Source organism: Saccharothrix sp. NRRL B-16314, from assembly GCF_000716595.1.
In the GTDB taxonomy this organism is placed as follows: Bacteria; Actinomycetota; Actinomycetes; order Mycobacteriales; family Pseudonocardiaceae; genus Actinosynnema.
Genome location: NZ_JNXC01000027.1, coordinates 1 through 26,186 on the forward strand (window position 1 = coordinate 1; position 26,186 = coordinate 26,186).

Annotated in this window: 22 protein-coding genes; 15 read left to right on the forward strand and 7 right to left on the reverse strand. The window is 71.3% G+C overall.

Features of this window, described 5'->3' with window-relative positions; translation table 11 throughout:
• Positions 1–458: 458 nt before the first annotated feature.
• Positions 459–950 (forward strand): DinB family protein, encoded by a 492-nt coding sequence (locus tag OQ02_RS29990; protein WP_033442001.1) that lies wholly within the window; start codon positions 459–461, stop codon positions 948–950.
• A 19-nt stretch (positions 951–969) separates the two neighbouring features.
• On the opposite strand, the gene OQ02_RS29995 is transcribed toward OQ02_RS29990, so the two are convergent.
• Positions 970–1,983 (reverse strand): glycosyltransferase family 4 protein, encoded by a 1,014-nt coding sequence (locus OQ02_RS29995; protein ID WP_051772956.1) that lies wholly within the window; start codon positions 1,981–1,983, stop codon positions 970–972.
• Positions 1,980–2,378 carry a 6-pyruvoyl trahydropterin synthase family protein gene (locus tag OQ02_RS30000; protein WP_033442003.1) on the reverse strand — a complete coding sequence of 133 codons (399 nt, stop codon included), beginning with the start codon at positions 2,376–2,378 and terminating at the stop codon, positions 1,980–1,982. The genes OQ02_RS29995 and OQ02_RS30000 overlap by 4 nt, the downstream gene beginning before the upstream one ends.
• Before the next feature lie 82 nt (positions 2,379–2,460).
• On the opposite strand from OQ02_RS30000, the gene OQ02_RS30005 reads away from it, so the two are divergent.
• The 11 genes from OQ02_RS30005 to OQ02_RS30055 all read left to right on the forward strand — a co-directional run bounded on the left by OQ02_RS30005 (position 2,461) and on the right by OQ02_RS30055 (position 14,684).
• Positions 2,461–3,087 carry a GTP cyclohydrolase II gene (locus OQ02_RS30005; RefSeq protein WP_033442004.1) on the forward strand — a complete coding sequence of 209 codons (627 nt, stop codon included), beginning with the start codon at positions 2,461–2,463 and terminating at the stop codon, positions 3,085–3,087.
• A gap of 529 nt (positions 3,088–3,616) precedes the next feature.
• A complete protein-coding gene (locus OQ02_RS30010; protein WP_033442005.1) occupies positions 3,617–5,023 on the forward strand; it encodes a hypothetical protein in 1,407 nt (468 codons plus the stop codon).
• On the forward strand, positions 5,020–6,459 hold the full coding sequence (locus OQ02_RS30015; RefSeq protein ID WP_051772957.1) for a DUF4407 domain-containing protein: 1,440 nt from the start codon (positions 5,020–5,022) through the stop codon (positions 6,457–6,459). Before OQ02_RS30010 ends, OQ02_RS30015 begins: the two co-directional genes overlap by 4 nt.
• Positions 6,460–6,475: 16 nt before the next feature.
• Positions 6,476–7,189 carry a vWA domain-containing protein gene (locus OQ02_RS30020; RefSeq protein ID WP_033442006.1) on the forward strand — a complete coding sequence of 238 codons (714 nt, stop codon included), beginning with the start codon at positions 6,476–6,478 and terminating at the stop codon, positions 7,187–7,189.
• Entirely contained in the window at positions 7,189–8,187 is a 999-nt protein-coding gene (locus tag OQ02_RS30025; RefSeq protein ID WP_033442007.1) for a protein phosphatase 2C domain-containing protein, read from the forward strand. The genes OQ02_RS30020 and OQ02_RS30025 overlap by 1 nt, the downstream gene beginning before the upstream one ends.
• On the forward strand, positions 8,184–9,140 hold the full coding sequence (locus OQ02_RS30030; protein WP_033442008.1) for a hypothetical protein: 957 nt from the start codon (positions 8,184–8,186) through the stop codon (positions 9,138–9,140). Before OQ02_RS30025 ends, OQ02_RS30030 begins: the two co-directional genes overlap by 4 nt.
• 1 nt (position 9,141) lies before the next feature.
• A complete protein-coding gene (locus OQ02_RS30035; protein ID WP_033442009.1) occupies positions 9,142–9,846 on the forward strand; it encodes a protein DA1 in 705 nt (234 codons plus the stop codon).
• Positions 9,847–9,868: 22 nt separating this feature from the next.
• Positions 9,869–10,567 (forward strand): adenylate/guanylate cyclase domain-containing protein, encoded by a 699-nt coding sequence (locus tag OQ02_RS30040; RefSeq protein WP_156077390.1) that lies wholly within the window; start codon positions 9,869–9,871, stop codon positions 10,565–10,567.
• Complete coding sequence (locus tag OQ02_RS30045; protein WP_033442011.1) at positions 10,564–12,798, forward strand: hypothetical protein; 2,235 nt, start codon at positions 10,564–10,566, stop codon at positions 12,796–12,798. Before OQ02_RS30040 ends, OQ02_RS30045 begins: the two co-directional genes overlap by 4 nt.
• Positions 12,795–13,910, forward strand: coding sequence for a hypothetical protein (locus OQ02_RS30050; protein ID WP_033442012.1), 1,116 nt, complete (start codon positions 12,795–12,797; stop codon positions 13,908–13,910). The genes OQ02_RS30045 and OQ02_RS30050 overlap by 4 nt, the downstream gene beginning before the upstream one ends.
• A gap of 177 nt (positions 13,911–14,087) precedes the next feature.
• Complete coding sequence (locus OQ02_RS30055; RefSeq protein ID WP_051772958.1) at positions 14,088–14,684, forward strand: MmpS family transport accessory protein; 597 nt, start codon at positions 14,088–14,090, stop codon at positions 14,682–14,684.
• Between the two features lie 64 nt (positions 14,685–14,748).
• Here the strand turns inward: OQ02_RS30055 and OQ02_RS30060 are convergent, their stop codons facing one another.
• Positions 14,749–16,554 carry an AfsR/SARP family transcriptional regulator gene (locus OQ02_RS30060; protein ID WP_197043562.1) on the reverse strand — a complete coding sequence of 602 codons (1,806 nt, stop codon included), beginning with the start codon at positions 16,552–16,554 and terminating at the stop codon, positions 14,749–14,751.
• Positions 16,555–17,030: 476 nt separating this feature from the next.
• Here OQ02_RS30060 and OQ02_RS30065 point away from each other — a divergent pair, with 476 nt between their 5' ends.
• The gene (locus OQ02_RS30065; protein ID WP_033442013.1) at positions 17,031–18,170 is read left to right on the forward strand and encodes a hypothetical protein; all 1,140 of its coding nucleotides are present in this window, start codon (positions 17,031–17,033) and stop codon (positions 18,168–18,170) included.
• 57 nt (positions 18,171–18,227) lie between these two features.
• On the opposite strand, the gene OQ02_RS30070 is transcribed toward OQ02_RS30065, so the two are convergent.
• The 4 genes from OQ02_RS30070 to OQ02_RS30085 are packed head-to-tail and all read right to left on the reverse strand — an operon-like array spanning position 18,228 to position 22,372.
• Positions 18,228–19,250, reverse strand: coding sequence for a LacI family DNA-binding transcriptional regulator (locus OQ02_RS30070; RefSeq protein WP_033442014.1), 1,023 nt, complete (start codon positions 19,248–19,250; stop codon positions 18,228–18,230).
• A gap of 7 nt (positions 19,251–19,257) precedes the next feature.
• Positions 19,258–20,151: a carbohydrate ABC transporter permease gene (locus OQ02_RS30075; protein WP_081916043.1), complete on the reverse strand. Its 894-nt coding sequence runs from the start codon at positions 20,149–20,151 to the stop codon at positions 19,258–19,260.
• The gene (locus OQ02_RS30080; protein WP_231500295.1) at positions 20,148–21,074 is read right to left on the reverse strand and encodes a carbohydrate ABC transporter permease; all 927 of its coding nucleotides are present in this window, start codon (positions 21,072–21,074) and stop codon (positions 20,148–20,150) included. The genes OQ02_RS30075 and OQ02_RS30080 overlap by 4 nt, the downstream gene beginning before the upstream one ends.
• Positions 21,075–21,085: 11 nt before the next feature.
• Positions 21,086–22,372 (reverse strand): ABC transporter substrate-binding protein, encoded by a 1,287-nt coding sequence (locus tag OQ02_RS30085; RefSeq protein ID WP_033442016.1) that lies wholly within the window; start codon positions 22,370–22,372, stop codon positions 21,086–21,088.
• Positions 22,373–22,540: 168 nt separating this feature from the next.
• Here OQ02_RS30085 and OQ02_RS30090 point away from each other — a divergent pair, with 168 nt between their 5' ends.
• Both OQ02_RS30090 and OQ02_RS30095 read left to right on the forward strand, forming a co-directional pair.
• On the forward strand, positions 22,541–24,580 hold the full coding sequence (locus tag OQ02_RS30090; protein WP_231500296.1) for a beta-galactosidase: 2,040 nt from the start codon (positions 22,541–22,543) through the stop codon (positions 24,578–24,580).
• Between the two features lie 42 nt (positions 24,581–24,622).
• Positions 24,623–26,173 carry a glycoside hydrolase family 53 protein gene (locus tag OQ02_RS30095; RefSeq protein ID WP_051772960.1) on the forward strand — a complete coding sequence of 517 codons (1,551 nt, stop codon included), beginning with the start codon at positions 24,623–24,625 and terminating at the stop codon, positions 26,171–26,173.
• Positions 26,174–26,186 lie beyond the last annotated feature (13 nt).

Sequence of the window (26,186 nt, forward strand, 5' to 3'; positions counted from 1 at the left end):
GGCGAACACGTCGTCCTCGGTCAACAACACCGGCGAAACATCCATACCCGAACAATAGTCGAACAGACATTCGCACGTCATCACCCGACCAGGCAAGAAAGCCGGCCGAAAATAGCACGGTCCGTCATCACTCGCCACGGACGCGTGAATTAGCCCAACCGGTGAGGGAATCGCTTCGGTGAATCACCACTTCGTCGAACAACCCGACGTCCGCAGACTAGCCGGCACCGGCGCGGCACACCCGAGGTAGAGTGGGGTCTGACAGGGCCTTCTGCGGCAGGCCGGACGCGTAGTCCGTGAAGAAGCCGGCTCGTCACGATCCACTCCACCCCACCCGTCCGCGAGCGAGTTCATCGCCGCCGACCGGTTCGGGCTCGCTGCATCCGGCACCATCGCCGCCCCCCTCGAAGCTCGACAACGACGCCGTGACGCGACTTCCTGCGAAGGGAACCCACGACATGAACGACCCGACCCTCATCACCGACGGCCCCGAGCGCCTGCTGCTCGACTACCTGCTCGACCACAGCCGGGCCGAGCTGGTCGACACGGTGCGCGGCCTGTCCGAAGCGGAGGCGCGCCGCCGGCTCGTCCCGTCCATGACAACCCCGATCGGGCTGGTCAAGCACGCCGCGTTCGCCGAGCGGAAGTGGTTCCAACACATCCTGGGCGGGCTGCCGGAGTCCGAGTGCGACGGTGCGATGGTGGGCGAGGACAGCTTCCTGGTCGGTGACGACGAGACGGTGGCCGACGTGATCGCCGAGTTCGAGCGCGCCGGTGAGCGCGCACGGGCGATCGCCGCGGACGTCGACCTCGACGCGACCCGGCAGCACCCCGTCTTCGGCGCCGTCAGCCTGCGGTGGATCTACCTGCTCATGATCCAGGAGTTCGCCCGCCACTCCGGTCACGGCGACATCTTGCGTGAGCAGACCGACGCCGCCCGCCGCACCTGAGCGGGAACCGCACCGAGCGTCAGCCGTCGAGCACCGCCGCCAGCGCCGCCGCCGCGTCGTCCCAAGTGGACAGTCCGGTGCGGCGGGTTTGGGCCAGGACGCGGAGGTCGCGACGCCACCGGTCGTCGGTCAGCCACCGGCGGAGGGCTCGGGCCAGCGCCGCCACGTCGCCCGGCGGGAGGAGGAGGCCGCCCGAACCCAAGGCGTCCGGCACGGCGCTCGCCATCACCGGGATGCCCCGGGCCAGGGCCTCCGTGACGACCATGCCGTAGGTCTCGGCCCTGGACGGCAGCACGAACAGGTCCGCCTCGGCGTACGCGTGGTCGAGCGGAACGCCGGTCAGCGGGCCGGTGAGGTGGATCCGGTCCGCCAGGTCGTGCCGGGCGATCAGGTCGCGGACCGCGGTGGACCGGCCGGGGCCGACGAACGCGCAGGTCCACGGCAGATCGGTGACCGCGGCCAGGGCTTCGACCAGCACGTCGTGCCCCTTGCGCGGTGTCAGCGAGGCGACGCAGAGGAGCCGGGAGACGCCGTCCGTTCCGGTGGCGAGTGGCGCGGGGTTGGTGCCGGGGGCGACGGCGTGGACCTCGGGCAGGCCGTGGCGGGCGGCCAGGTGTCGTGCCGCGCTCGGGCTGGTGGCGACGACGGTGGTCGCCGCCCGCAGGCACTCGCGCTCGGCGGCGTCCAGGCGTGCGGCCACGGCGGGAGGCAGGCCGGTCTCGTCGGCCAACGGCAGGTGCACCAGGACGACCAGGCGCAGCCGGTTGGCGTGCGGCACGACGATGTCGGGCACGCCGCACGCCACCAGGCCGTCCAGCAGCACCACCGCGCCGTCTTCGATCCCGCCCAGCGCGTTCACGAGGTCGGCGCGGGCGGTGTCGTCGGGCTGCGGCCAGGTGCCGGGAACGGCGATCTCGCGCACCACCCCGCCCAGCGAGCGGAGCCCCTGGACGACCCGGCGGTCGTAGGTGTTGCCGCCGCTGGGCGACGTGGGGTCGTCCACGCCGCCCGGCAGCACGAAGTGGAGCGTCACAGTGGACGTTCGTAGCTCGCCCACGCCACGTGCGACTCGTGCAACGTCACCTCGACGGCGGCCAGCCCGCGGGCGCCCTCGCCGAGCGCGCCCTCGTGCACCAGGTCCGCCAGCCGGTCGGCGACGTGCTTGGCCAGGAACTCCGTCGACGTGTTGATCCCGGCGAACTCGGGCACGTCGTCGAGGTTCCGGTAGTTGAGCTCGCCGAGGACGGCGTGCAGCCGCTCGGTCGCGAGTCCGATGTCGACCACGATGTTGTCCGCGTCGAGTTCGGTCCGCTTGAACCGGGCGTCCACCACGAACGTTGCTCCGTGCAGGCGTTGTGCCGGACCGAAGACGTCACCGCGGAAGCTGTGGGCGATCATCACGTGATCGCGGACGGTGATGCTGAACAGGGTGACCTCCGCCGAGTGAGCGAGCTACGGTGCAACTCCGGTCGAGCGTAGTGAACGCACGGCCGGTGACGAGGGGAACCGGATGCGCGAGGAAACCTTCACCGACGAGGACGTCGCCGAGTCCGATCTGGTCACCCGTCGCGGCACGTTCCGCGCGGTGGCGTTCCGCGCGGACGGGCACGAGCACATGGCCCTCGTCCACGGGCGCGCCGGGCTGCGCGAGGACGTGCTGGTGCGCGTGCACTCGGAGTGCATGACCGGGGACATCTTCGGCGCGATGCGCTGCGAGTGCGGCGACCAGCTGGAGGCCGCGCTGGACCTGATCGTCGCCGAGGGCAGCGGCATCCTGATCTACCTGCGCGGACACGAGGGGCGCGGCATCGGCCTGGTGGCCAAGGTGCGCACGCACGTGCTCCAGGACGAGCAGGGCCTGGACACGCTCGACTCCGCGACGACCCTGGGGCTCCCGGTCGACGTCCGCGACTACTCACCGGCCGCCCGCGTCCTGCGGCACCTGGGCGTCACCTCGGTGCGGTTGATGTCCAACAACCCGGACAAGGTCAAGGCGTTGGCGGACAACGGCATCGAGGTCGCCGCCCGCGTGCCGCACCTGATGCTCCCGAACCGGCACAACATCGGCTACCTCACCGCGAAACGCGACCGGATGGGTCACGACCTGCCACAAGTGGACGTGTTCGCGGCGGACTAGCCCGACAATGTCGACCGGCGCCACCATTCCGCTCTTTTGCGGGCAACCGATGCCCACTCATATCGAGTTCGCACCGGACGAGGTCCCCGAACAATCACGATGAAGACTCCATTCGGATGGACTTCGAATATTCCAGGCCGTCACGATTTGTCACGCCACGCAGTCGCACCCGACACCCGAACGGGTGGTCATTGCGCGTCGAATCGTTACACCTGAATTCTTTTCACACCATCAGCGCAGGTCAGGCCGCCTGAAGATCAATTCGGCCACCGCTTGACCGTTTCATCGTCAATCCATCTGGTGACCGAGCGTCGACCAATCCCCCGCCGGACTGCTCCGGTTGTGCCGGGCAAGTCGACCCGACCGGCGGTAACGGACTCGAACGACCGCCCGATTGACCCCCGAGAAGCTCACTCCGCACCCTCGAACGGATGCGACGGCAATGGTCGGCACACCGCCCGCTATTGTCCGTCCGCCTCCGTTCTGCCGACCATCGTCGAATGTCGTGACCCGCTGAAGAGGGGTACTAGTGGGGATTTCCTCGTCCGGCACCGCCATGACCGTCGCACCCGACGAACTGGGCACTCCCGGCGACCAGCTCGGCAAAGGCGGTGAGGCCACCGTCTTCGACCTGCCCGGTCTCACGTACCCGGACGTGGCCGGCGCCCTGGTCTACAAGCGCTACCGGAACGGCCACGACTCGCCGCAGAGCCTGCGCCGGGTCGTGATGGCCCGCGCCGGCCTCGACGCGGCGAAACGCGCCCGGCTCGACGCCGTCACCGCCTGGCCCGTGCGGGTCGTGGAGGAGCACGGGCAGGCCGTCGGCATCGTGATGCCCCGCATCCCCGACCCCTACTTCGACCAGGTCGTCCGCAACGCCGGCGTGAAGAAGTCGCTGCGCGAGGTGCAGAACCTGTTCATCGACCCGGCCCGCGCCCTGAAGGTCGGCCGGCCCGCGCCGACCGACGAGGAGCGGTTGCGGATCTGCCTCGACTTCGCCGCCGCGCTGGCGTTCCTGCACGACGAGCTGAAGATCGTGTTCGGGGACATCAACCCCAAGAACGCGGTGTTCCGGCTCGACGACCGGCCGATGGTGCTGTTCCTCGACTGCGACGCGGTGCGGCCGACCGGTGTCGTCGCCCACGTCAGGCAGCTCGACGCGCCCGACTGGGTGCCGCCGGAAGGCGGCAAGCTCACCCTCGCCACCGACCACTACAAGCTGGGCCTGTTCGTGCTGCGCTGCCTCACGCCCGGCGCGTACTCCTCGGTGGGCACCGACCCGGCCGCGGCGGCGGGGGCGCTCGACGCCGAAGGGCTCGCGCTGCTCCGGCGTGCGCTGGGCGACCCGTCGGACCGCCCGTCCGCCCGCGACTGGGAGATCCACTTCCGGCTGCTGCTCGGCGAGGCCGTCGCGCCGCCACGACTCGGCGAGGTGGACGTCGACCGCGCGTTCGTCCTCGGCGGCCGGCCGGTCACGGTCGAGTGGGAGGCGCTGGAGGCGCGCGAGGTCGAGCTCGTCGCGGGCACGCGGACCGTGCGGGTGGACGGTCGACCGGGGAAGGGCAGCACGCCGATCACGCTGGACGAGTCCGGCTGGATCACGGTCCGCGCCGTCAACGACCTCGGCGTCGACGTCCGCGAGGTCGGCCCCGTGACGGTGGCGCCCCTGCCCGAGTCCAGCCCGCTGCCGGTGCCGGTGCCCGACGTGCACCTGCCGCACACCTTCGCACCACCGGACCTCCGGCTCCTCCCCCTGCCCGCGATCGACGTGCGGGTGGAACTGCCGGACCCGCACCCCGACGGCGGACGGCCCGCACCGTGGCCGCCCATGCCCGCGCCACGCGCCGTCGGGTTCCCGCTCGACCTGCGGGCGATGTTGACCGACTCACCCGAGGTCGACCTCGGGTCACACGAGGGTGAAGGGACGGGCCGATGAGCTTTTCCACGTGGCTGGCCAGGCTGGCCGGGGCCAGGCCCGAGATCCTGGCGAAGGCGCCGGGTGACGTCAACAAGCACGCCGCGCTCGGCGGGGTGCTGCTCACCACCTCCGGCGTGGCCGCCGTGTCGGCGTTCTTCGCCCTGCACTCGGTGCTGGAGCTGCCGCCGGCCGCCGCCGCCGCGGTCGGCGCCGCCTGGGGCCTGATCATCTTCAACCTCGACCGGATGCTCGTCGTCACGATGACGCGCGACAACGGCTGGCTGCTGAACTTCCTGGCAGCGATCCCCCGACTCGCGCTGGCGCTGGTGATCGGCACGATCATCTCGATGCCCCTGGTGCTGAAGATCTTCGAGCCGGAGATCAACAGCGAGCTGATCGCGATGCAGGCCGAGACGGTCAAGCGCAACCAGGACGAGTACGACAAGGCCTACGCCAAGATCAAGGAGTTGGAGACCGAAGAGGCCGGTCTCCTCGCCGTCCTGGCGGGTCGGGCCACGACGACGATCTCCGACGACCCCGACGTGAAGGCGGCGCAGAGCGCCCTCGACGTCGCGGAGAAGGCGTACCAGGACGCGAGGCAGTCGGCGCAGTGCGAGTTCGACGGCACCTGCGGGACCGGGGTGCCGGGCAACGGCGAGTCCTACCAGCAGAAGAAGAAGGCCGCCGACGACGCCGAAGCCGCCCGGGACCGGGCGCGGACCAAGCTGGACGAGGTCACCGCGAAGGTGGCCAAGCGGATCGAGGACGGCTCGGCGACCGACACCGAGAACGCGAAGAAGCGGCTGCCCGAGGTCCAGGCCGACCTCGACCGGCTGCGCGGTGACCGGGAAGGCCTGGAACGGCGGGGCACCGACGCGACCGCCGCCGACACCGGTCTGCTCGCCCGGCTGGAGGCGCTGGACCGGATCACCGAGGACCGGCCGAGCGGCGGGCAGGCCCACCTCGCCGTGTTCCTGCTCTTCCTGGCCATCGAAGTGCTCCCGGTGCTGCTCAAGCTGCTGAACGGGTTCGCGCCCGAGACGCTGTACGACCGGCTGGCGAAGCGCGCCGACGACGGTCTCGACTCCGACGACGAGCTCTGGGCCAAGCGCGACCGCGACCTCGCGGTCGACCGCGCCGACCAGAACCTCGCCATCGAGCGCCACAAGCTGGACGCGCAGACGCAAGCCCACGCGACGACCACCCAGCTCGTCGCGGACAAGCAGCTCGGCATGGCCAAGAAGGCGATCGACGTCTGGGCGGCGGTCGCGCAGCTGCGCACCGACGAAGAGCTCAACCGCTGGTACCTCGACCACGTCGGCACGAACGACCAGCACACCAAGCCGCTGCCCAGGGTCGACAGCCAGCGCACCACGCCCATCCCCAGGACGGCACTGCCCACCACCAACGGCACCCACGTCCCCGGCGTGCCGTCGCCCACGAACCAACCCTGATTGGAGACGCTCCGCCATGGAGAGCGAAAAGGCCAAGCTGCTGCCCTTCTACCTGGTGATCGACGTCTCCGCGTCGATGACCGGCGACAAGCTCGAGCAGGCGAACGCGATCATGCCCGCGGTCGTCGACGCGCTGTCCGACGCGCCGATCCTGTCCGACAAGGTCCGGTTCGGCGTCATCGACTTCGGCACCGACGCCCTGGTCCGGCTGCCGCTGTGCGACCTGCTGGACGAGCACGTCACCCTGCCGCCGCTCAACGTCCGCGGCGCCACCTCGTACGCGGCGGCGTTCCGGCTGCTGCGCGACGAGATCGAGAGCAACGTCAAGCAGCTCAAGGCGGACGGCTTCCAGGTGCACCGGCCGGCGGTGTTCTTCATCAGCGACGGCGAGCCGACCGACCGCGACGCCGACTGGCGCGACGCGTTCCGGGACCTGACCGAGAACTTCCCGACGTACCCGAACGTCGTGCCGTGCGGTGTCGACGCGGCGAACCCGAAGACGATGGCCTCGCTGATCTACCCGGCGTCCGGGCCCAAGGCCATGCAGATGTACCTGATGGACCACGGGCAGAACCCGGCCGACGCGATCGCGATGATCGCCGAGATCCTGATCTCCAGCATGCTCGCGTCCGGTCAGAGCATGGCGCAGGGCAGCTCGGGGCTCATCCTGCCCGCCAAGCAGGACCTGCCGGCCGGCATCTCGGCGCACTCGTCGGACGACTTCGTCTGATGGACACGTCGACGGAAGAACCCACCACGCCGGCCGCCGCCCCGGCCGCGGAACCCGAGTGGCGTGGCCGTTCCGAGCCGTTCCAGGTCGGCGACCCGGGCCGGGCGGCGTCGCGGGTGGTGCCGGTCCCCGACCCGGAGGGCTGGGACCGGCGGGACACCGTCCTGGACGGTGTCGCGCTGATGGACGACGCGAAGAAGCCCATCGGCGAGGTGCGGGCGGCGAGCGTGCGTGGCCTGTCGCACCGCGCGTACGGGACCGTGCGGCAGGACGAGTACAGCTTCCGCCGCACCCGGGACGGCCGGTACCTGGTGATCGGCGTCGCCGACGGCGTGTCCGCGGGCAAGCTGTCGCACAAGGCCGCGATCGTCGCCGCGCGCAAGGGCGCGGAGCTGATCGCGAAGGCCTTGTCGGGGCCGGACCCCTTGGCACCGGACAACTTCCCGTGGCCGGACCTGGTCCGCGCGGTGGCGGGCCGGATCGAACGGCTGGGCCGCGAACGGCTCACCGCGATGGGCAACGCCGCAGCGTCGACCATGTCGGTGCGCGAAGTGGCCGGGCACATCGCGACGACCGTGCTGTACGCGGTGGTCGACCTGACCCCGGTGGGCGGCGCGCACGCGGTGCACCTGCTCTCGGTCGGCGACACCTCGGCCTGGGTGCTGCGCGACGGCGGACGGTGGGAGCCGCAGGACGCGGTGAAGAACGACGGCGCGGACCTGCACTCCTCGTCGGTCCACGCGTTGCCGCTGCCGCCCGCGGTCGACCCGAAGCCGGTCCGCACGACCGTCGCCGCCGGTGAGGCCCTGGTGCTGATGACCGACGGCATCGGCGACCCGCTCGGCCACGGCACCGGCGCGGTCGGCCGGTTCCTCGCCGACGTCTGGTCCGGGCCGCCCGCGTCGGGGCTGGAGTTCGCGGCGCACGTCGGGTTCGCGCGCAAGAGCTTCGACGACGACCGCACCGCCGTCGCGTTCTGGCCGACCTCCAGGGCATGAGCGCACACGTCGTGGACCTCGACGCGCTCGGGCCGCTCGGCGCGCTGCTCGGCGCGGGCGGGCAGGCGAAGGTCTACCACGCGCCGCACGTCACGCTCGCCGACGTGCCGGGGCCGCTCGTCTACAAGCAGTACAAGGCCGGGCACGCGCCACCGCACGGCCTCGACGCGGTGGTGGCGCGCCGGCTGCGGCTGGACGAGCGGACCCGGGAGCGGCTGGACCTGATGACCGCGTGGCCGGTCCGCGCCGTGCAGGAGGACGGCGAGGTGCGCGGCGTGCTCATGCGGCTCATCCCGGACGGCTACTTCCAGGACCGGGTGAAGCCCAGCGGCGTCCCGGCCCGCACGCTGCGCGAGCTGCAACACCTGTTCATCGCCCCGGAGCGGGCGGTGCGGCTCGGGATGCCCGCGCCGTCCACCGCCGAGCGGCTGCTGGTCTGCCGCGACCTCGCCGTCGTGGTGCACCTGTTGCACCGCAACGGGATGGTGATCGGCGACCTCAACCCGAAGAACGCCGTCTTCCGGCTCGCCGCGCGGCCGTGCGTGATGCTGGTCGACTGCGACGCGATCCGGATCAAGGGCGCCGCGGCGGTGGTGCGGCAGCTCAACGCGCCCGACTGGAACCCGCCGGAGAGCGTGCTCAGCCAGTCGAGCGACCTCTACAAGTTCGGCCTGTTCGTGCTCCGCTGCCTGAGCCCCGGCCCGTTCGCGTCGATCGCCCGCGATCCGAGCCGGGTCGACGCCGTCCTGCCCGGTGACGGCCCGAGGCTGCTGCGCGACGCGTTGAGCCGCGACCCCGGCGCCCGCACGACGGCGCAGACGTGGGGCCGCTACTTCGACGTCACGCTCACCGGCGTCGTCGCTCCCGAGCAGGGCACCCGGGAAGCGGAGCGGACCGGCACCTCCGGGTGGCGGCGCGATCCGCAGACCAGGCGATGGGTGCCGGTGACCTGAGTTGGCCCTGAGCACCTGCACCGTCTGCGGTCGTCCGCCGGTCGACCGGTACGTCGTGTCGATGCACGGCGAGGTGACGTGCGCGCGGCACCACGCCCGGGAGGACTGCGCGCTGTGCGGACGGCCGAGGGACGGCGGTGAGCCGGGGTGGTCGAGGTTCACCGCCACCACCTCGCGCTGCCCGACCTGCTCCCACCAGGCCGTGGACAGCCAGGAGGAGGCGAGGCGGCACATCCCGGCCGTCCGGGCGGAGATGGCCGCGCTGGGCATCCGGCTCGACCGGCGGGTGCGGGTGGCCCTGGTGGAGCCGGACCTGATCAACGCCGGCGGTCCGGGCCTCTGCCTCGGCCGCACCCTCCAGCGCATCGGGAACCCGGTGACCGCCGTGCTCGGCATCGAGATCGCGCGCGGCCTCACCTCGACCCACTTCGGCGCCACGGTCGCGCACGAGATCGGGCACGCCTGGCTCGCCCAGCGTGGCGCGCGCGGCCTGGCGAAGCCGCTGGAAGAGGGGTTGTGCGAGCTGTTCTCGGGCGCCTGGCTCAAGCGCCGTGGCACGGAGTTCGCCCGCACCATGCGGCGGGTGGCGCTGGAGAACCCGGACCCCGTGTACGGGGCCGGCTACCGCATGGTCCGCGACGCCGTCGTCTCGCACGGCATCGCGGTGGTGCTCGACTCGGTCTGCGCCCGCAGCCGGCTGCCGTGATCACTTGCAGAAGGAGGACGTCGTGACGCTCGAACCCGTGAGCCGCGCGATCCTGGTCGTGGACATGGAGAAGTCCAGCGAGCGGACGGACACCGGGAAGGCGGACCTGCGCGCGGTGCTCTACCGCGTGCTGCACGACGCGCTGGACGCCGCCGACCTGCCCGCCGGGCGCCGCCGGTTGGACGACCTCGGCGACGGCGTGCTGGCGGTCGCGGACTCGGAGGTGCTGCCGCTGCTCGACCCGCTGCCGGACGTGGTGAGCGAAGGGCTCGCCCGCCACAACGCCGGTGTGCGGGCGGAAGCGTGGCTGCGGCTGCGCCTGGGTGTCCACTTCGGACTCGTGGCGCGCGACGAGCACGGCTGGGTCGGTGACGCGATGACCACCGCGTTCCGGATCGTCAACGGCGCGGGCGTGAAGTCGGTGCTCAAGGCGGCCGGCCGGGCGCAGTCCGTCGTGGTGGTCTCCGACCCCGTCCACGACGCCGTGGTGCGCCACGGCTACCGCGGCATCCGGCCCGAGTCCTACGGGAAGCTGGTCGACGAAGGCCGGACGGTGTGGGTGCGCGTGCCGGGCTACGTCCAACCACCCCTGCCCGGCGACGCGCCGAAGCCGACCGGCTCCGCCACCGGCAAGGTGTTCAACGCCTACAACAACGGCCACGTCTTCAACGCCGACACGATGAACGTCGACGCCCGCATCGGGTTCGGGGGCACGTCGTGAGCGACGAGCAGCCGGAGGAGCAGCCGGAGCCCGCGGCGGACGAACCGGCCGCCGACACCGAGGCGAAACCACCACCCGCCGAGCAGCCGGACGAGGACAGCGACGAACCGGACGCGAAGGCCAGCGCGTCCGATCCGACGCAAGCCCGGAAGCTGCACCAGGACGCCCGTGCGATGGAGAACGCGCTCGCGGCCCTCCTCGGCGAGCGCCACGGCAACGGCATCGGCAACGTCTTCGTGGCGAACACGATCGGCCTGGTGGACGCCGGTCTGCCGCGGGCGTCGGGCTCGCGGCACGGGTCGCTGCCGACCGGACCGATCCCGGCGGAGTCCCTGAGCAGGGTGATCGGGACGTTCGTCAAGCCCGCCAACTACGACGAGCTGCGCCGTCGCCTGCGCGACCAGTGGTTGGTGCTGCTGCGCGCTCCCACCGGGTGGGGGCGCACGGCCACCGCGCTGAACCTCCTGGGCGTGGAGTGCGCGCTCGGCGTGGACAAGCTCAGCCCGGACACGGACCTGCGCTCGCCGTCCACCCCGATCGACCTCTCCGGCGACCGCGGCTACCTGCTGGAGGCGCTGGAGTTCGACCAGGCGGCGGCGCTGAGCGAGTTCTCGCTCGACCTGTGGCGGCTCAGGCTCGAGCAGTCGAAGTCGCGGATGGTCGTCCTCGTCGCGGCCGAGACGCCCCTGCGCGAGCGGGAACTCGCCGCGTACCTCGTGGACGGCGCGCAACGTGCGGACGACCAGGCGTTGGTGCTGAGCCACTTCCGGACCGGGCTGCGTGCCGCCGGGCTGCCGGCGCAGGACCTCGCCGACTTCCCCGAGTTCGCCGACCTGGTCGAGGAGGTGGTCAGCCGCACGTTGCGGGCGCACGATTTGGCGGACCTCGGGCGCGGCCTGTGCGCGGTCGTCTCCGGCGACCGCACCATCGAGGACGTCCGCCTCCAGTACGCGCTCAGCGCCGAGTCGGCGTTCCGCGAGTGGTTCGAGGGCCTGCCGGACAACGAGCACCGCGCCTTCGCGATCGCGCTCGGGTCGCTGGACGGCATGCCGCTGGCCACCGTCGCGGAGGCGGGCACGGCGCTCGCCAAGCTCATCCAGGCGGCCGAGATCCCGGACCCGCACGAGCGGACCCGCGCGGTGTTCGCCATCCGCACGCAGGACCTGGTCGAGCGGATGGACGCCGAGATCACCTCGACCGTCGAGGACAGCGAACTGGGCAGCCTGGCGGCCGAGGTGGTCCGCTTCCGCGACCCGCACCGGCCGCGCAAGGTGCTCGAACACGTCTGGCGCGAGTACCCCGAGGCGCACGGCGTGGTCCGGCGCTGGCTGCGCGGCCTGGGCAGTTCACCGGACCGGCACGTGCGCATCCGCGCGGGCGTCGCGGTCGGCCTGCTGAGCCTGGCGGAGTTCGACCACGCGCGGCGGCACGTGATCGAGCCGTGGGCCGACGAGAACGACTACTGGGAGCGGCAGGCCGTGATCGGCGCCCTGCGGCTGCCCGCCATGGAACCGGACCTGCAACCGCTGATCACCCGCATGATCGACCGCTGGTTGAAGGGCAAGGCGGCGACCGGCCGCCGGACCGCCGCCGTCGCCGCGCTGGCCACGTTGCCGATCATGACCACCGCGCAGGTGCTCAAGCGGCTCCGGCGGGCCGCCGACACCGACGAGCCGCGGATGATCATCTCGGTGGCCGACGCCGTCACCACGCTCTCGCTGGAGGACGACCGGCTCGACCTGGTGCTCGGCGCGCTCCTGCTGTGGACGCGGGCGACCAGGACGACCGTGCGCGACACCGCCCTGATGTGCGTGCTCCAGCTGATCGTGTACCTCCAGGTGTCCGAGGACGGCAGCACCGATCCGTGGCCCGGCCTGCTGTGGGTGGCCGACCTCGACCGGCGTGCGGACGACCCGGAACGCCGGGTCGCCGTCGGCGCCCACCGGCTCACCCGGCGGGAGGCGGTCGTCCAGCTGATCGCCCGCGCGCTGGAGGCCCAGTACTTCATGCCCGACGCGTTCAAGGTGGTCCAGCGCTGGGTCAAGACGGCCCAGCGCGACAACACGCAGCTGGAGCCGCTGGGCGCGCTGCTCGCCGACGTCGTCGGCGCCATCGGCTCGTCCGGGACCGTGCGGTCCCACCTGGCCGACTGGGCGCGGGCCCGGCGCGGCCCCGTCGACGCCGTCACCCGACTGCTCGCCGTTCTCGACCGTGAGGAGAACCGACCGTGACCGACAACCCGAACCCGGCACCGGAGCCGCTGATCACCTGCGTCCCGGTGAGGTTTGGCGAGATGATGTCCCGGCGCCGCCCGGTGCCCAGGGCCGACCAGGCGACCGTCTACCTCGACGCGAACGGGCGCTACCACCACGCCACCCAGCAGGTGCCGCTCGGCGGCGTGATGGGCTACCGGAACCTGTTCCTGGTCGACATGTCGGTGTTCTCCCGCAACTTCGAGCTCCAGCTGCCGAGCCGGGAGCAGGCGTTCTACTTCACCGCCAAGGTCACCGCGCGCTGGCGGATCACCGACCCGGTCGAGGCGGTGAAGACCAACCTGGTCGACGTCGGCCCGATCCTGTTCCCGCACGTCCAGCGCGTGCTGCGCGACATCTGCGTCACGTTCCCGATCGACGACTGCACGGGCGCCGAGCGGGCCGCCTCCTTCGCGTTCACCGATCCCCGGCGGAAGCAGCAGCTCACCCAGGGCGTGAGCATCCTCGACTGCGACACCGCGCTCACCCTGGACGCCGCCACCATCGCCTACATCACCCGGCGCACGGAGGACGCGCGGGCGCACGTGGTGAAGACGGAAGGCCTGCTGCGCTCGGAGGTCGAGCAGACCGCCCAGCAGCAGATCGACGTGCTCTCCCGCGGCCACGAGCTGGCGATGAAGCAGCTGGAGGAGGAGTACCGGCTCAAGCTGGAGCGGCAGCGGATGGAGTTCTTCAGCGGCGCGGTCGCGCAGGACCCGAACAACCTGATCGGCATCATGCTGTCCCACTCGCCCGAGCGCGCGCCCGACGTGATCGACATGCTCATGAAGCGGCACCGGATGGAGCTCGAAGAGGCCAAGCAGCTGGTGGAGGTCATGCTCAAGAACGGGCTCGTCGCGCGCAGCGACGTCACCGGGATCGTGGACCGCGCCACCACGCTGCTGACCGGCCGGATGTCGAGCGCGCCGTTCAACGTCGACCTGGACACCGCGTCCCCGCCGCTGGTCCCCGGCACGCCGGCCGCATCGCTGGAGCAGCCCCTCACCGTGGAGTTGCTGTCCGACTCGTCCAAGCCCTTGTTCGCGCCGTTGGACGACGACGAGGAAGACGACGACGAGGACGATCTGTGAGCGCACCGAGGCCGCTCTGAACTGTGCACGGTTTGTGTGCGTCGCGTGTGGTGGGGCGTGCGAGGCTATGCGTCGCCGCCGCCCGGTGCGTCATTTTCCGCCGTTCTCGAGAAACGGCACGATTCGACGCAATTCCGCCCGGCACACACATTTCGCAATTCAGGAAGAGAAGGACTCATGACCCAGCAGACCTCCTACCCGCCTGTTCCGCAGCAATCCGCCCAGCCGCCCAGGAACGGCCTGGGCACGGCCGGGTTCGTGCTCGGCCTGGTGGGTCTGGTGTTCTCGCCCATCCCGTTCATCGGCGTGGTCGCCTGGCCGCTGGTCATCCTGGGTCTGATCTTCTCCGCGGTCGGGTTGTCGCGGGTCGGCAAGGGCATCGCCACCAACAAGGGCCTGTCGATCGCGGGCATCGTGGCGTCCGTGATCGGCCTCGCCGTCTGCATCGTGTGGGTGGTCGTGTTCAACCAGGCGGTCAACGAGATCAAGGAGGAGGTCAGCCGGGTCGCCAAGGTCGACTACGAGGTCTCCGGTGACGCGGCGAACGTGGAGATCCTCTACGGCGAGGTGCTCGACCCGAAGACCGAGACCACCCCGGCGCTGCCGTGGACCAAGCAGGTCGAGAACCAGGGCGTGTACAAGGGCGGCACCCTGACCGCCACGGCCGACGAGAACGGCGGCACGGTGACCTGCAAGATCACCGTCGACGGCGAGGTCGTGTCGACGAACACCGCGACCGGCCCGTACGCCACCGCGTCCTGCGTCGGCACCTGATCCGAGCACGCGCGCAGGGCCCGGCGGGACCGTTCCGCCGGGCCCTGACCCGGTCCCGGTGGGCTCAGCGGTGCGCGGCGCAGACCGCGTCCCGGTCGTCGCGGTCCGCCCGCTCGACGCCGTACACGCGCAGCAGCTCGGGCAACCGGTACAGCGGCTCGCAGCCCGCGTCGACGCCGCTCGCGGCCAGCAGGCTGGACTGCACCAGCTCCTCGATCACCCCGTCGGCGTCCGCCACGTCGAGCACGGCCGCGACCACGCCCTCCGCCACGTCGACCGGGCCGAGCAGCGCCAGTCGGCGAAGCCCGGCACGGGCCAGCGGCCCCAGGCTCTCGTAGCTGCGCGCGACGGCGGCGCGCACCTGGAGCCCGCCGACGGCGAGCTCGTCCAACCGGTCGTCCTCGTCGGCCAGCCGGCCGGCCAGCGCCCGCACGCTCAGGTGTCGCCGCGCCGCGAGCCTGGTCCCCGCGATCCGCACCGCAAGCGGAACGCCTCCGCAGAGCGAAACCACCTGGTCAGCGGCGTCTCGCTCCCGGTCGATGCGCTCCTGTCCCGCTATCCGGCCCAGCAACGCCCGGCCCTCGGACGCGGTGAACGGCGGGATCGCCAGCGAGGTCGAGCCGGCCAGGCCGTTCAGCCGCTTCCGGCCGGTGACCAGCACCGCGCAGCCCGCGGTTCCCGGCAGCAGGGCGCGCACACCGGCGGCGGACGCGGCGTCGTCCAGCACGACCAGCACCCGCCGGTCGGCGAGGCAGGCGCGCACGCCCGCCGTCCGTTCCTCCAGGTCTTCGGGGATCACGGCGCTGACGGGGCAGAGCGCGCGCAGCAGCCCGCCCAGCACGTCCCGGGGCTGCTTCGGGTTCGACGAGGTGCCCGCGAGGTGCACGAACAGCTGGCCGTCGGGGAACTCCGCGCGCAGCCGGTGCGCCACCCGGATGGCCAACGCGGTCTTGCCGACGCCGGGCTCACCGGTGAGCACCACGACCGGCACCGACGCGGCGTCCTCCCGCAGCGCCGCCACCACCTGCTCCAGCTCGGCGCCCCGGCCGGCGAAGTCGGCGGTGTCCGGCGGCAGCTGGCAGAGCGGGAACACCGGCTCGACCGCCACCGGTTCCGGTTTCGGTTCCGGCGTCAGCTCGGGCACGTCACCACGCAGGATCTCCTGGTGCAGCCGTCGCAACGCCGGGCTCGGCTCCAGCCCGAGCGCCTGGACGAGCGCGTCGCGGGTGGTCCGGTAGGCGGCCAACGCGTCCGCCTGCCTGCCGCCGCCGCACAGCGCGATCATGAGCTGGCGGCACAACCGTTCCCGGGTCGGGTGGTCGACCACCGCCGCCTCCAACTCGCCGACCACCTCGACGTGCCGCCCAGCCGCGAGCTCGGCCTCGAACCGGTCCTCGAAGACGATCAGCCTGGTGGCCTCGCAGTGCGAGAACTCCGGTTCGAGCGCGGCGATGTCGAGGTCGGCCACCGGGCGGTCGCGCCACAGCGCCAACGCGCTGCGGTAGAGGTCCGCCGCCTGGGCGTGGTCGCCGCGCCGGGAGGCGAGCCGTCCGGCGTCGACCCTGGCGCGGAAGACGTGCAGGTCGAGGTCACCCGGTGCGACCCGGAGCAGGTACTGGCCGTCGACGTGGTCGATCCGCAGACCGGGCAGCCGCTCGCGCAGCCGTGACACGTAGGTGTGCAGGTTGGACAAATAGGACTTGGGCGGATCGCCGTCCCACACCGCGTCGACGAGGTGGTGGACGGAAACCGGTTTTCCCGCGTGCATCAACAGGACGGCGAGCAGTGCCCGCAGACGTCGGCCGCGAATCTGTACGTGCGCACCATCCGATCCGAACACGGTGAGCGGACCAAGCACTCCGAACTTCACCGACACACTGTAGGAGCAAAGAGCGGTATCAAGTAACCATCCGAACAATGTAGTTGGGATAATTTCACCTAATCGCGAGTTCACCTCGCATCGCGAATCTCCGCGCGCTTTTCTCCGGTCGTGTCCACGCCCGCGGAACACCCGGTCCGGCGGGTGGTCCGGGGCCCCTCGGCGGCCCGGCATTTGGGTGACGCGGCGGCGACGTGACACTCTGGGGCCATACCGCCCGCATCGGGCAGTTTCGCCCACGGTTCACGAATCCGGCTCCCGAGCACCGACCGGGCACGCAGTGGACGCCGCCTCTCGACGGCACTTGATCGTTCTCCGGTCCCACCCGCACCACGCGGTCCCTGCGGCGCCCCTCCACACCACCGTGTGGCGGTCGCGGCCGTCCCGACTCACCCCCACGGGAGCACGTCATCAGCATCTCCACTCCGCTGCCACCGGCCGTCGGCGCGCCTCGCGCACTCGCGGACGTGTACGGCCCCGGCGTCGCCGTGTGCGCGCGGCCTGCCGCGGGCGTCGCGGCGAGCCGGCACCGCACCACCGTCGACGCGCTGTCCGCCCGACCGGTCGCCGTCGCCGGCGGCACCCCGGTGATCTGCAGTGCGGGCGGCACGGACCCGACGCTGCTGGCGGTGCTGCGCGACGGCGGCCTGCCGGTCGGCGACGACCTGCGCGCGTTCCGCGACGAGGCCGGGTTCGCGGCGCGCGTCACCGAGGCGGTGGCGGACGGCCTGCTGATCTCGGCGGAGTACCCGCTGCCGACCGCGCTGTGCCCGGACGAGCGCACGGTGAAGACCGGTCGGCTGGTCGGGTTCCTGAACAACAAGGCCAGCATCAGTACGTTCGTCGACCCCCGGTTCCACGCGCGGCGCAGCGTCGTCACGCGGGACGAGCTGGCCGAGGCGACGCCGGCGGAGAAGTCGTGGGTGCTGAAGGCGGCGACCAACGACGCGCACGGCGGCAGCCTGGACGTGTACCTGCACCAGGCGGGCGAGCCGGTGGAGTTCCCGGCGTTCACCGACCTCCTCGGCGAGTTCGTGGTCGAGGAGTACCTGGACATCGTGCGCAACTGGGGCATCCAGCTGTACGTCGGGCCGGACGCGGTGGCCAGGCTGCTGGCCGTCACCGAGCAGCGCGTCGACGCCACCGGCGTGTACGTCGGCGGACTGTTCGGCCTGGTCAGCCCGCCGCCGGCGGACCTGCTCGCGGAGTGCGTCGCGATCACCCAGCGCGCGGCGGACGTCGGCTACCGGGGCCTGTGCAGCCTGGACTGCGCCGAGACCGGGGACGGCCGGCTGGTGATGCTCGACCTGAACTTCCGGATCACCAGCGGCTCCATCCCGCTGCTGGCGCTCCAGTCCGTCCGCCCGGACGCCCTGGACGGCCACGCCGAGTCGGTGAAGCTCACCGTCGCCGCGCCCCTGGCCGACCTGCTGACCCACCTGCGCCCCACCCTGGCCGCCGGAGGGGTCCTCATCACCTCGGGCCACGACACCACCCGCACCGACAACCCCGTCAGGCTGAGCACCCTGCAACTGCTGGTCCACGGCGACGACCCCCACGACGTCACCGCCCGTCGCGGCGCGCTCGAAGTCGAATTCGGCCACTGACCGACCCGTCTGCTGGGCTCATCCCGGCCCAGCAGACACCTGCGGCTCGTCGAGCCGTCAGGTCGAGGCGCGCACCACCAGCTCCGTCGGCAGTATCGCGGCGGCCGGTGGTTCGCCTCGGATCTGTTCCATCAGCAGTCGGACCATCTCGCGGGTGATGCGCTGGAACGGCTGCCGCACCGTCGTCAGCGCGGGCCGCGTGGAGGTGGCGATGCTGGAGTCGTCGAACCCGCCGACGGCCACGTCCTCCGGCACCCGCCGCCCGGAGTCGTGCAGCACGTTGAGCGCCCCCGCCGCCATGAGGTCCGACGCGACGAACACCGCGTCCAGGTCCGGCGCCCGTTCCAACAGCGAAGCCATCGCCGCCTCGCCACCCACCCGGCTGTAGTCGCCGTGCGCGATCAGCTCCGGCGTCGCGTCGGCGCCCAGCACGTCCCGGTACCCGGCCAGCCGCTCCACCCCGCCGGGGGTGTCCGGCGGCCCGGTGATGGTGGCGATCCGCCGCCTCCCCCGCGACCGCAGGTGCTCGACCATCAACCGCGCGCCCGAACGGTCGTCCGCCGCCGCGTAGGCCACCCGGTTCTCGAACCCGATCGGCTTGCCGCACGCCACGACCGGAATCCCCGAGTCGTGCAGGTCGTCGATCAACGGGTTGCCGGTGTGCGACGACACGAGCAGCACACCGTCCACATGACCCGCGGCGATGAACCGGCTCGTCCGCTTGCGCTCCACCTCCGTGCTCGCGGTCATCAGCAGCACGGGCACGTCGAGCTCGGCCAGTTCCTGCGTGCACCCCTGCAGCAGGATGCTGAAGTTCGGGTCCTCGAACAGCCGCTGCTGCGGCTCGGTGAGCACGAAGGCCACGGAGTGCGCCCGCTGCGTGACGAGGCTGCGCGCCGCCGGGTTGGCCACGTACCCCGTCGTCCGGACCGCCTTCAGCACGGCCTCCAACGCGGCGGGGCTGACGTTGCGCCCACCGTTCAGCGCCCGCGACACCGTGCCGCGCGACACGCCGGCGGCAGCCGCCACGTCGTGGATGGTCGGCCGGTGCCGCGCCGCCTTGCTGCGATCGCCGCTCATGACTCCCTCATGCTTTCACCGCTCCGGAGAGCAAGTCGATGCGCCAGTATCGCTGCAAAGTGAGGAACAGAGCGATCAAGGGCAGCACCGAGACGAGTGAACCGGTGACGACCAGGGTGTAGAGCGCGGGCACGCTGTTGCCCTGCTTGAGCATCGTGTAGAGCCCCAGCGTGACCGGGAACTTCCCGTCGTCGGCCAGCATGATGTACGGCAGCATGAAGTTGTTCCAGATGGACACGAACTGGAACAGGAACACCGTGACCAGCCCGGGGACCATCATCGGCAGCGCGATGGACCCCAGGATGCGCACCTCGCTCGCGCCGTCGGTCCGGGCCGCCTCGACCACGTCCTCCGGCACCGACGCGGCGGCGTAGATGCGGGCCAGGTAGATCCCGTACGGGCTGACCACGCTCGGCAGCAGCACCGACAGGTACGTGTCGGACAGCCCGATCTTCGACATCAGCAGGTACTGCGGGATGGCCAGCACCACCGCGGGCACCAGCACACCCGCGATGAGCGCGTTGAAGATCAGCGTCCGACCGCGGAACGTGTACTTGGCCAACGCGTACCCCGTGACGCCCGACAGCGCGGCCGACAGCAGCGCGCCCACGCCCGCGTACAGCGCGGAGTTCGCCATCCACCGCCAGAACATCCCGTCCCGGTACCCGGCCAGCTCGCCGATGTTCGCCACCAGCGACGAGCCGACGGACAACGTCGTGGTGGAGAACAGCTCGCCGGTGCTCTTGGTCGCCGCGACCAGCACCCACGCCACCGGGAACAGGCAGTACACCGCACCCAGCAGCAGCACGACCGTCGGCAGCGCGCCCAACGCGGACACCAGCGAACGCCGGCGGACCGGAGGTGGCGTCACGACCCGGTCCTCGACCAGCACGGCGCTCACCGCTCACCCCCGAACGCCCGCGAACGGGTCAGCCGCAGCAGCCCGAACGAGATCACGAACATCACCAACGCGATCAGCACGGACGTCGCGGCGGCGGAGTAGAGGTCGCCGCGGCCGAACGCGTCCTGGTAGACCTTCATCAACGGGGTCCAGGTGAGCGAGAGCGAATTGGTCAACGGCGCCAGCGTGGTCGGCTCGGCGAACACCTGGAGCGTCGCGATGACCGAGAACAACGACGTCAGCACCAACGCCGGCGCCAGCAACGGGATCTTGATCCGCAACGCGACCTGCAACGGCGTGCACCCGTCGATCCGGGCCGCCTCGTAGAGGTCGCGCGGGATCGCCCGCAACGCGGTGTACAGGACCACCATGTTGTAGCCGACCCCGCCCCACACCGCGATGTTGGCCAGCGCGAAGTAGATCCCGGTCGGCGACAGCACGTCCACCTCGGGCAGCGACAGCTCGCGCAGCAGCTGGTTGAACGGGCTCGTCCCCGGCAGGTACAGGAACCCCCACAGCAGCGACGCGATGACGCCCGGGATCGCGTACGGCAGGAAGATCGCGATCCGGCTGAACCCGCGGGCGCGCACCCGGTCCTCGTCCAGCAGCAGCGCGAACACCAGCGCCAGGCCGAGCATCGTCGGCACGAGGATCGCGCCGTAGCCGAACACCCGCAACGCGCCCGCGCCGAGTTCGGAGTCGGTGAGCGCGCGCCAGTAGTTGTCCAGGCCGACGAACACCTCCGACCGGCCGCCCTTGCCCAGCCCCAGCCCCTTGACCTCGGTCCGAAACAGGCTCAGGTACACCGTGTACGCGATGGGCAGCGCGAACACCAGCAGGAACAGGACCACCGCGGGGGCGACGAAGGCGTACGGCGCCACCTTCGGCGCCGCACCACCCCGCCCGGACACACGAGTCGTCACGGGTGTTCTCCTCAGCCGCCGACGGTGAAGCCGTTGGCCTTCATGTCGTCCACGGTCGCGGCCTGCATCTTCGTCAACGCGGGCACCAGGTCCGCGCCGGCGCTGATCGCCTCGCCCATGGCGTTCTTGTACGCCGTGTAGGTGACGTTGACGTTCGGTCCCCAGGTGAACCCGGAGGACGTCCCGGCGATCTTGGCGGCCTGCGTGTAGAAGTCCGGCTGGTTCGGGAAGAACGCGGGTGGCTTGGCCTGCGCCTCCTGCGCCGACGTGGCCGCCGGGTAGATCCCGCTCACCGTCACCAGCGCCTCGACGGCCGCGGGATCGGTGTTGAGCCAGATCGCGAACTCGGTCGCCGCCTTCTGCTTCTTCGACGCCGCGGTCACCGCCGTGGTCGAGCCGCCCCAGTTGCCGGTGCGCGGCTTGGCGGGGTCCCACTGCGGCATCGGGGCCATCGCCCACTTGCCCGCCGTGCCCTCCGCGTTGCCCTTGAGCACGCCCGGTGCCCACACCGCGCTCAGCCAGCCGATCTGGGTGCCGTCGTTGAGCGCCTTGTTCCACTCCGGCGTGTACATCGGCGCCTTGTCGATCGCGCCCTCGGCGATCAGGCCGCTCCAGTACCCCGCCACCTTCTTCGTCGCGGCGTCGTCCACGGAGACCTTCCACGCGTCGCCGTCCACCGACCACCACGAGCCGCCGGCCTGCTGCACCAGGCCCGCGAACCAGCCCGGGTCGTTGGCCGAGAACGTGCCGAGGAACTTGTCCGGCGCCTTGGCCCGCAGGTCACGGGCGGTCTGCGCGTACTCGTCCCAGGTCGTCGGCACGGTCAGGCCGTACTGCTGGAACAGGTCGGTGCGGTAGTAGAACATCATCGGACCCGAGTCCTGCGGCACGGCGTAGACCCCGGCGCCGCCCAGCGTCACCTGGTCCCAGATGCCCGGCGCGAACTTGTCCTTCGCCGAACCCGCCCACTCCGAGACGTCCGCGAGCACGTCGTTGCTGACCAGCGTCGGCAACGCCTGGAACTCGACCTGCGCGAGGTCGGGCGGGTTGCCGCCCTTGGCGCTGGTCATGAGCTTGGTGACCAGGTCGTCGCCCTGTGCCTGCTTGCTCACCACGACCTTGACGTCCGGGTGGTCGGCGTTCCACTTGTCGACCACCTTGTCGATTTCGGGCGCCCAGGCCCAGAAGGAGAGTTCGACCGGGCCGTCGGCGGCCTGCTCGCCGCCTCCGCCGCAACCGGCGAGCAGGGCGAGGCCGAGGCCGACTGCCGCGGCCTTCTTCGCGATGTCGAGTCGCATGGGGTCTCCGGGGGTTCCGCGTCGCTGACGCCACTGCCAGCGAGAACCGCGCTGTGAACGTGCACAGTAGTTGCACCCACGTCGCCCCTGTCAACCTCTTGACAGGGGCATTTATCTGCAAAGTAATCTTCGATCAGACCGTGCACGTTCACAGCCGCAGGAGTGTTCATGACGTTTGTGGTGCCTCGCCAGGCCGAGGGGCAGGCCGTGGAGGACCCCTTCTCACCGCGGATGCCGGTAGGCGTGGACGGACTCGTCTACGGCGGGGACTACAACCCCGAGCAGTGGCCGGAAGAGGTGTGGGTCGAGGACGTCGAGCTGATGCGGCAGGCCGGGGTGAACCTGGTCAGCGTCGCCATCCACGCGTGGGCGCGGCTGGAGCCGAGGCCCGGTGAGTTCGACTTCGGCTGGCTGGACCGGCTGCTCGACCTGCTGCACGGCGCGGGCATCGCGGTCAACCTGGCCACCCCGACCGTGGTGCCGCCCGCGTGGCTCTACCGCGCGCACCCCGGCATCCGGCCGATCACCCGTGACGGCACCGAGCTGGAACGCGGGTCGCGGGCGACGTTCTGCCCGAGCGCGCCCGCCTACCGCCAGGCCGCCGCGAACATCACCCGGCAGCTCGGCGCGCGCTACGGCGACCACCCGGCGGTGGCGCTGTGGCACGTGCACAACGAGTACGGCGCACCCGTCGGCGCGTGCTACTGCCCGGAGTCGGCCGCCGCGTTCCGGCGCTGGCTGCGTGCCCGGCACGGCTCGCTGGACGCGCTCAACGAGGCCTGGGGCACCAGCTTCTGGGGCCAGCACTACGGCGAGTGGGCCGAGGTCGAGCCGCCGCGCGTCTCCGGCACCACCGGCAACCCGGCGCACGAGCTGGACTTCGCCCGGTTCTGCTCGGACGAGCTGCTGGCCTGCTACACGGCCGAGCGCGACATCCTGCGCAGCCACTCCACCGTGCCCGTGACCACGAACTTCATGACCACCAACTGCAAGTCGATCGACTACTGGCGCTGGGGCCGCGAGGTGGACGTGGTCGCCAACGACCACTACCTGACCGCCGAGGCCGACCGGAACCACATCGACCTGGCCATGTCCGCCGACCTGACCCGCGCGGTGGCCGGCGGCCGGCCGTGGATGCTCATGGAGCACTCCACCGGCGCGGTGAACTGGCAGCCGCGCAACCTCGCCAAGCGGCCGGGCGAGATGGGCCGCAACAGCCTGACCCACGTGGCGCGCGGCGCGGACGCGGTGATGTTCTTCCAGTGGCGGGCCTCCCGCTTCGGCGCGGAGAAGTTCCACTCGGCGATGCTGCCGCACTCGGGCACCCGCAGCCGGCTGTGGCACGAGGTCGTGCGGCTCGGCGCGGACCTGGCCGCGTTGGAGGAGGTGCGCGGCAGCCTCGTCCGGGCCGACGTCGCGGTGCTGTGGGACTGGGAGTCGTGGTGGGCGCTGGAACTGGACTGGCGGCCGTCCGTCGACCTGTCGTACCGGGAGCGCGTCGGCGCGTTCTACGAGCAGCTGTGGGACGCCAAGCTGACGGTGGACTTCGTTGCGCCGCAAGCCGATCTGAGCGGCTACCGGCTGGTCGTGGTGCCCTCGCTGTACCTGACGACCACGGCGGCGGCGAAGGTGCTGCACGACTACGTGGCCGGTGGCGGCACGCTCGTCGTCTCGTACTTCTCCGGCATCGTCGACGTCAATGACGCCGTGCACCCCGGCGGCCACCCCGGCGCGCTGCGCGACGTGCTCGGGCTGGAGGTCGAGGAGTTCCTGCCGCTGCGCGAGGGCGAGGAGGTCGGGCTCGACGGCGGGCTGCGCGGTGACGTGTGGGCGGAGCACCTCCGGCTGGTGGGAGCCGAGAGCGTGCACTCCTACGTGGACGGTCCGGCGGCGGGCGGTCCGGCGGTCACCCGGCACCGGTTCGGCTCCGGCAACGCCTGGTACGTCTCGACCCGGCTGCGCGGCGCGGCGCTCGACCACGTGCTGCGGGACGTCTGCGCGCAGGCGGGCGTCGAGGTCCGGGACGACCTGCCGCGTGACGTGGAGGTGGTCCGCCGGCGCGGGGTCGACGCCGACTACCTGTTCGTGCTCAACCACACCGACGCCGAGGTGCGCCTCGCCGCGTCGGGCACCGAGCTGCTCACCGGACTGCGGTGCGAGTCCGAGCTGTGCGTCCCCCCGGGCGGCACGGCCGTGCTCAGGTCCTGAGCGGGTTTCCCCAACCCGGCGCGTTCTCGACGAGGAGGACGAATGACAGGTCCCAAGAAACTCCCTGCCAAGTGGGTGTGCGCAGCGGCGGCGGTGTTCGCCGTTGCCGCGTTAACGGCACCGACGGCATCGGCCGCATCCACCATCACCAACGGCGGCTTCGAATCCGGCACGTCCGGCTGGACGACGTACTCGCCGAACGGCACGCAGGCCGCGTCGTTCAACGAGTACGGCGGCCGGTCCGGGAACCACCGGCTGTCCCACTGGTCGTCGTCCGCGTACCAGGTCGAGACCAGGCAGACGCTCACCGGCCTGGCCGACGGCCGGTTCACCACGCGGGTCTGGGTCCGTTCCGGCGGTGGGCAGGTCCAGTCCTACGTGGCCCTGCGCGGGTGCGGCGGCGCCGAGCAGCGCACGCACGTGCCGGTGAGCGCCGGTGAGCTGTGGGTCCAGCTCGCGGTCACCGCGACCGTGTCCGGCGGCCAGTGCACGGTCGTGCTGTTCTCCAACGCGCGCGCGGGCAACTGGACGAACTTCGACGACGTCCAGTTCGCCTCCGGGCAGACGTCCCTGCCGATCCGCGGCGGTGACGTGTCCACGCTGAAGAAGGCCGAGGACCTGGGCGGCGTCTACCGCACGGCGTCCGGGCAGCAGCAGGAGGCCTTGCAGATCCTGAAGGCCAACGGGATGAACCTGGTCCGCCTGAAGGTGTGGGTGAACCCGGCGGACGGCTACAACGACAAGGCGAAGGTCCTGGCGATGGCCAGGAAGGTCAAGGCACAGGGCTTGCAGCTGATGGTCGACTTCCACTACTCCGACACGTGGGCCGACCCCGGTCGGCAGAACAAGCCGGCGGCGTGGGCGTCCTACAGCTTCCAACGCCTCACGCAGGCCGTGTACGAACACACTTACGACGTGCTCAACGCCCTTAAGGCGCAGGGCACGACAGCGGACATGGTCCAGGTCGGCAACGAGATCAACGGCGGGATGCTCTGGCCGGACGGTTCCACGGACAACTGGGACCGGCTCGCCACGCTGCTCAAGAGCGGTGTCAGCGCGGTGAAGGCCGTGTCGTCGTCCACCAGGGTCATCCTGCACGTGGCCAAGGGCACCGACACCGGCGCCGTCCGGTGGTGGTACGACTCGGCCGTCGCGCGCGGCGTCCCGTTCGACGTCATCGGCCTGTCGTACTACGGCTACTGGCACGGGACGCTGGGCGAGCTGCAGCGGACCATGTTCGAGGCGGCGCCCCGGTACGGCAAGGACATCCTGGTCGTGGAGACCGCGTACCCGTTCACGATGGACAACGCGGACCACGAGGGGAACGCGTTCAGCGACAGGTCCCAGCTGGTGCCGGGATATCCGGCCACGTCCGAGGGCCAGCTGGCCAACTTCCGCGACGTGCTGAGCGTCGTGCAGGCCGTGCCCGGCGGGCGCGGGCTGGGCGCCGTGTACTGGGAACCGACCTGGTACGCCGTGCCGGGCAACAACTGGGACCCGTACAACCCGTCGACCGGCAGCGGCTGGGACAACCAGGCCCTGTTCGACTGGTCCGGCCGGGCCCTGCCCGCCATCGCGGCGTTCAACCGCTGACGTACCGGTGACC

Coding starts and splice junctions, on each gene's coding strand:
- OQ02_RS30090 (WP_231500296.1), top strand. CDS start 22,541: ATGACGTTTGTGGTGCCTCGCCAGGCCGAGGGGCAGGCCGTGGAGGAC.
- OQ02_RS30095 (WP_051772960.1), top strand. CDS start 24,623: ATGACAGGTCCCAAGAAACTCCCTGCCAAGTGGGTGTGCGCAGCGGCG.
- OQ02_RS30070 (WP_033442014.1), bottom strand. CDS start 19,250: ATGAGCGGCGATCGCAGCAAGGCGGCGCGGCACCGGCCGACCATCCAC.
- OQ02_RS30085 (WP_033442016.1), bottom strand. CDS start 22,372: ATGCGACTCGACATCGCGAAGAAGGCCGCGGCAGTCGGCCTCGGCCTC.
- OQ02_RS30025 (WP_033442007.1), top strand. CDS start 7,189: ATGGACACGTCGACGGAAGAACCCACCACGCCGGCCGCCGCCCCGGCC.
- OQ02_RS30055 (WP_051772958.1), top strand. CDS start 14,088: ATGACCCAGCAGACCTCCTACCCGCCTGTTCCGCAGCAATCCGCCCAG.
- OQ02_RS30005 (WP_033442004.1), top strand. CDS start 2,461: ATGCGCGAGGAAACCTTCACCGACGAGGACGTCGCCGAGTCCGATCTG.
- OQ02_RS30020 (WP_033442006.1), top strand. CDS start 6,476: ATGGAGAGCGAAAAGGCCAAGCTGCTGCCCTTCTACCTGGTGATCGAC.
- OQ02_RS30030 (WP_033442008.1), top strand. CDS start 8,184: ATGAGCGCACACGTCGTGGACCTCGACGCGCTCGGGCCGCTCGGCGCG.
- OQ02_RS30015 (WP_051772957.1), top strand. CDS start 5,020: ATGAGCTTTTCCACGTGGCTGGCCAGGCTGGCCGGGGCCAGGCCCGAG.
- OQ02_RS29990 (WP_033442001.1), top strand. CDS start 459: ATGAACGACCCGACCCTCATCACCGACGGCCCCGAGCGCCTGCTGCTC.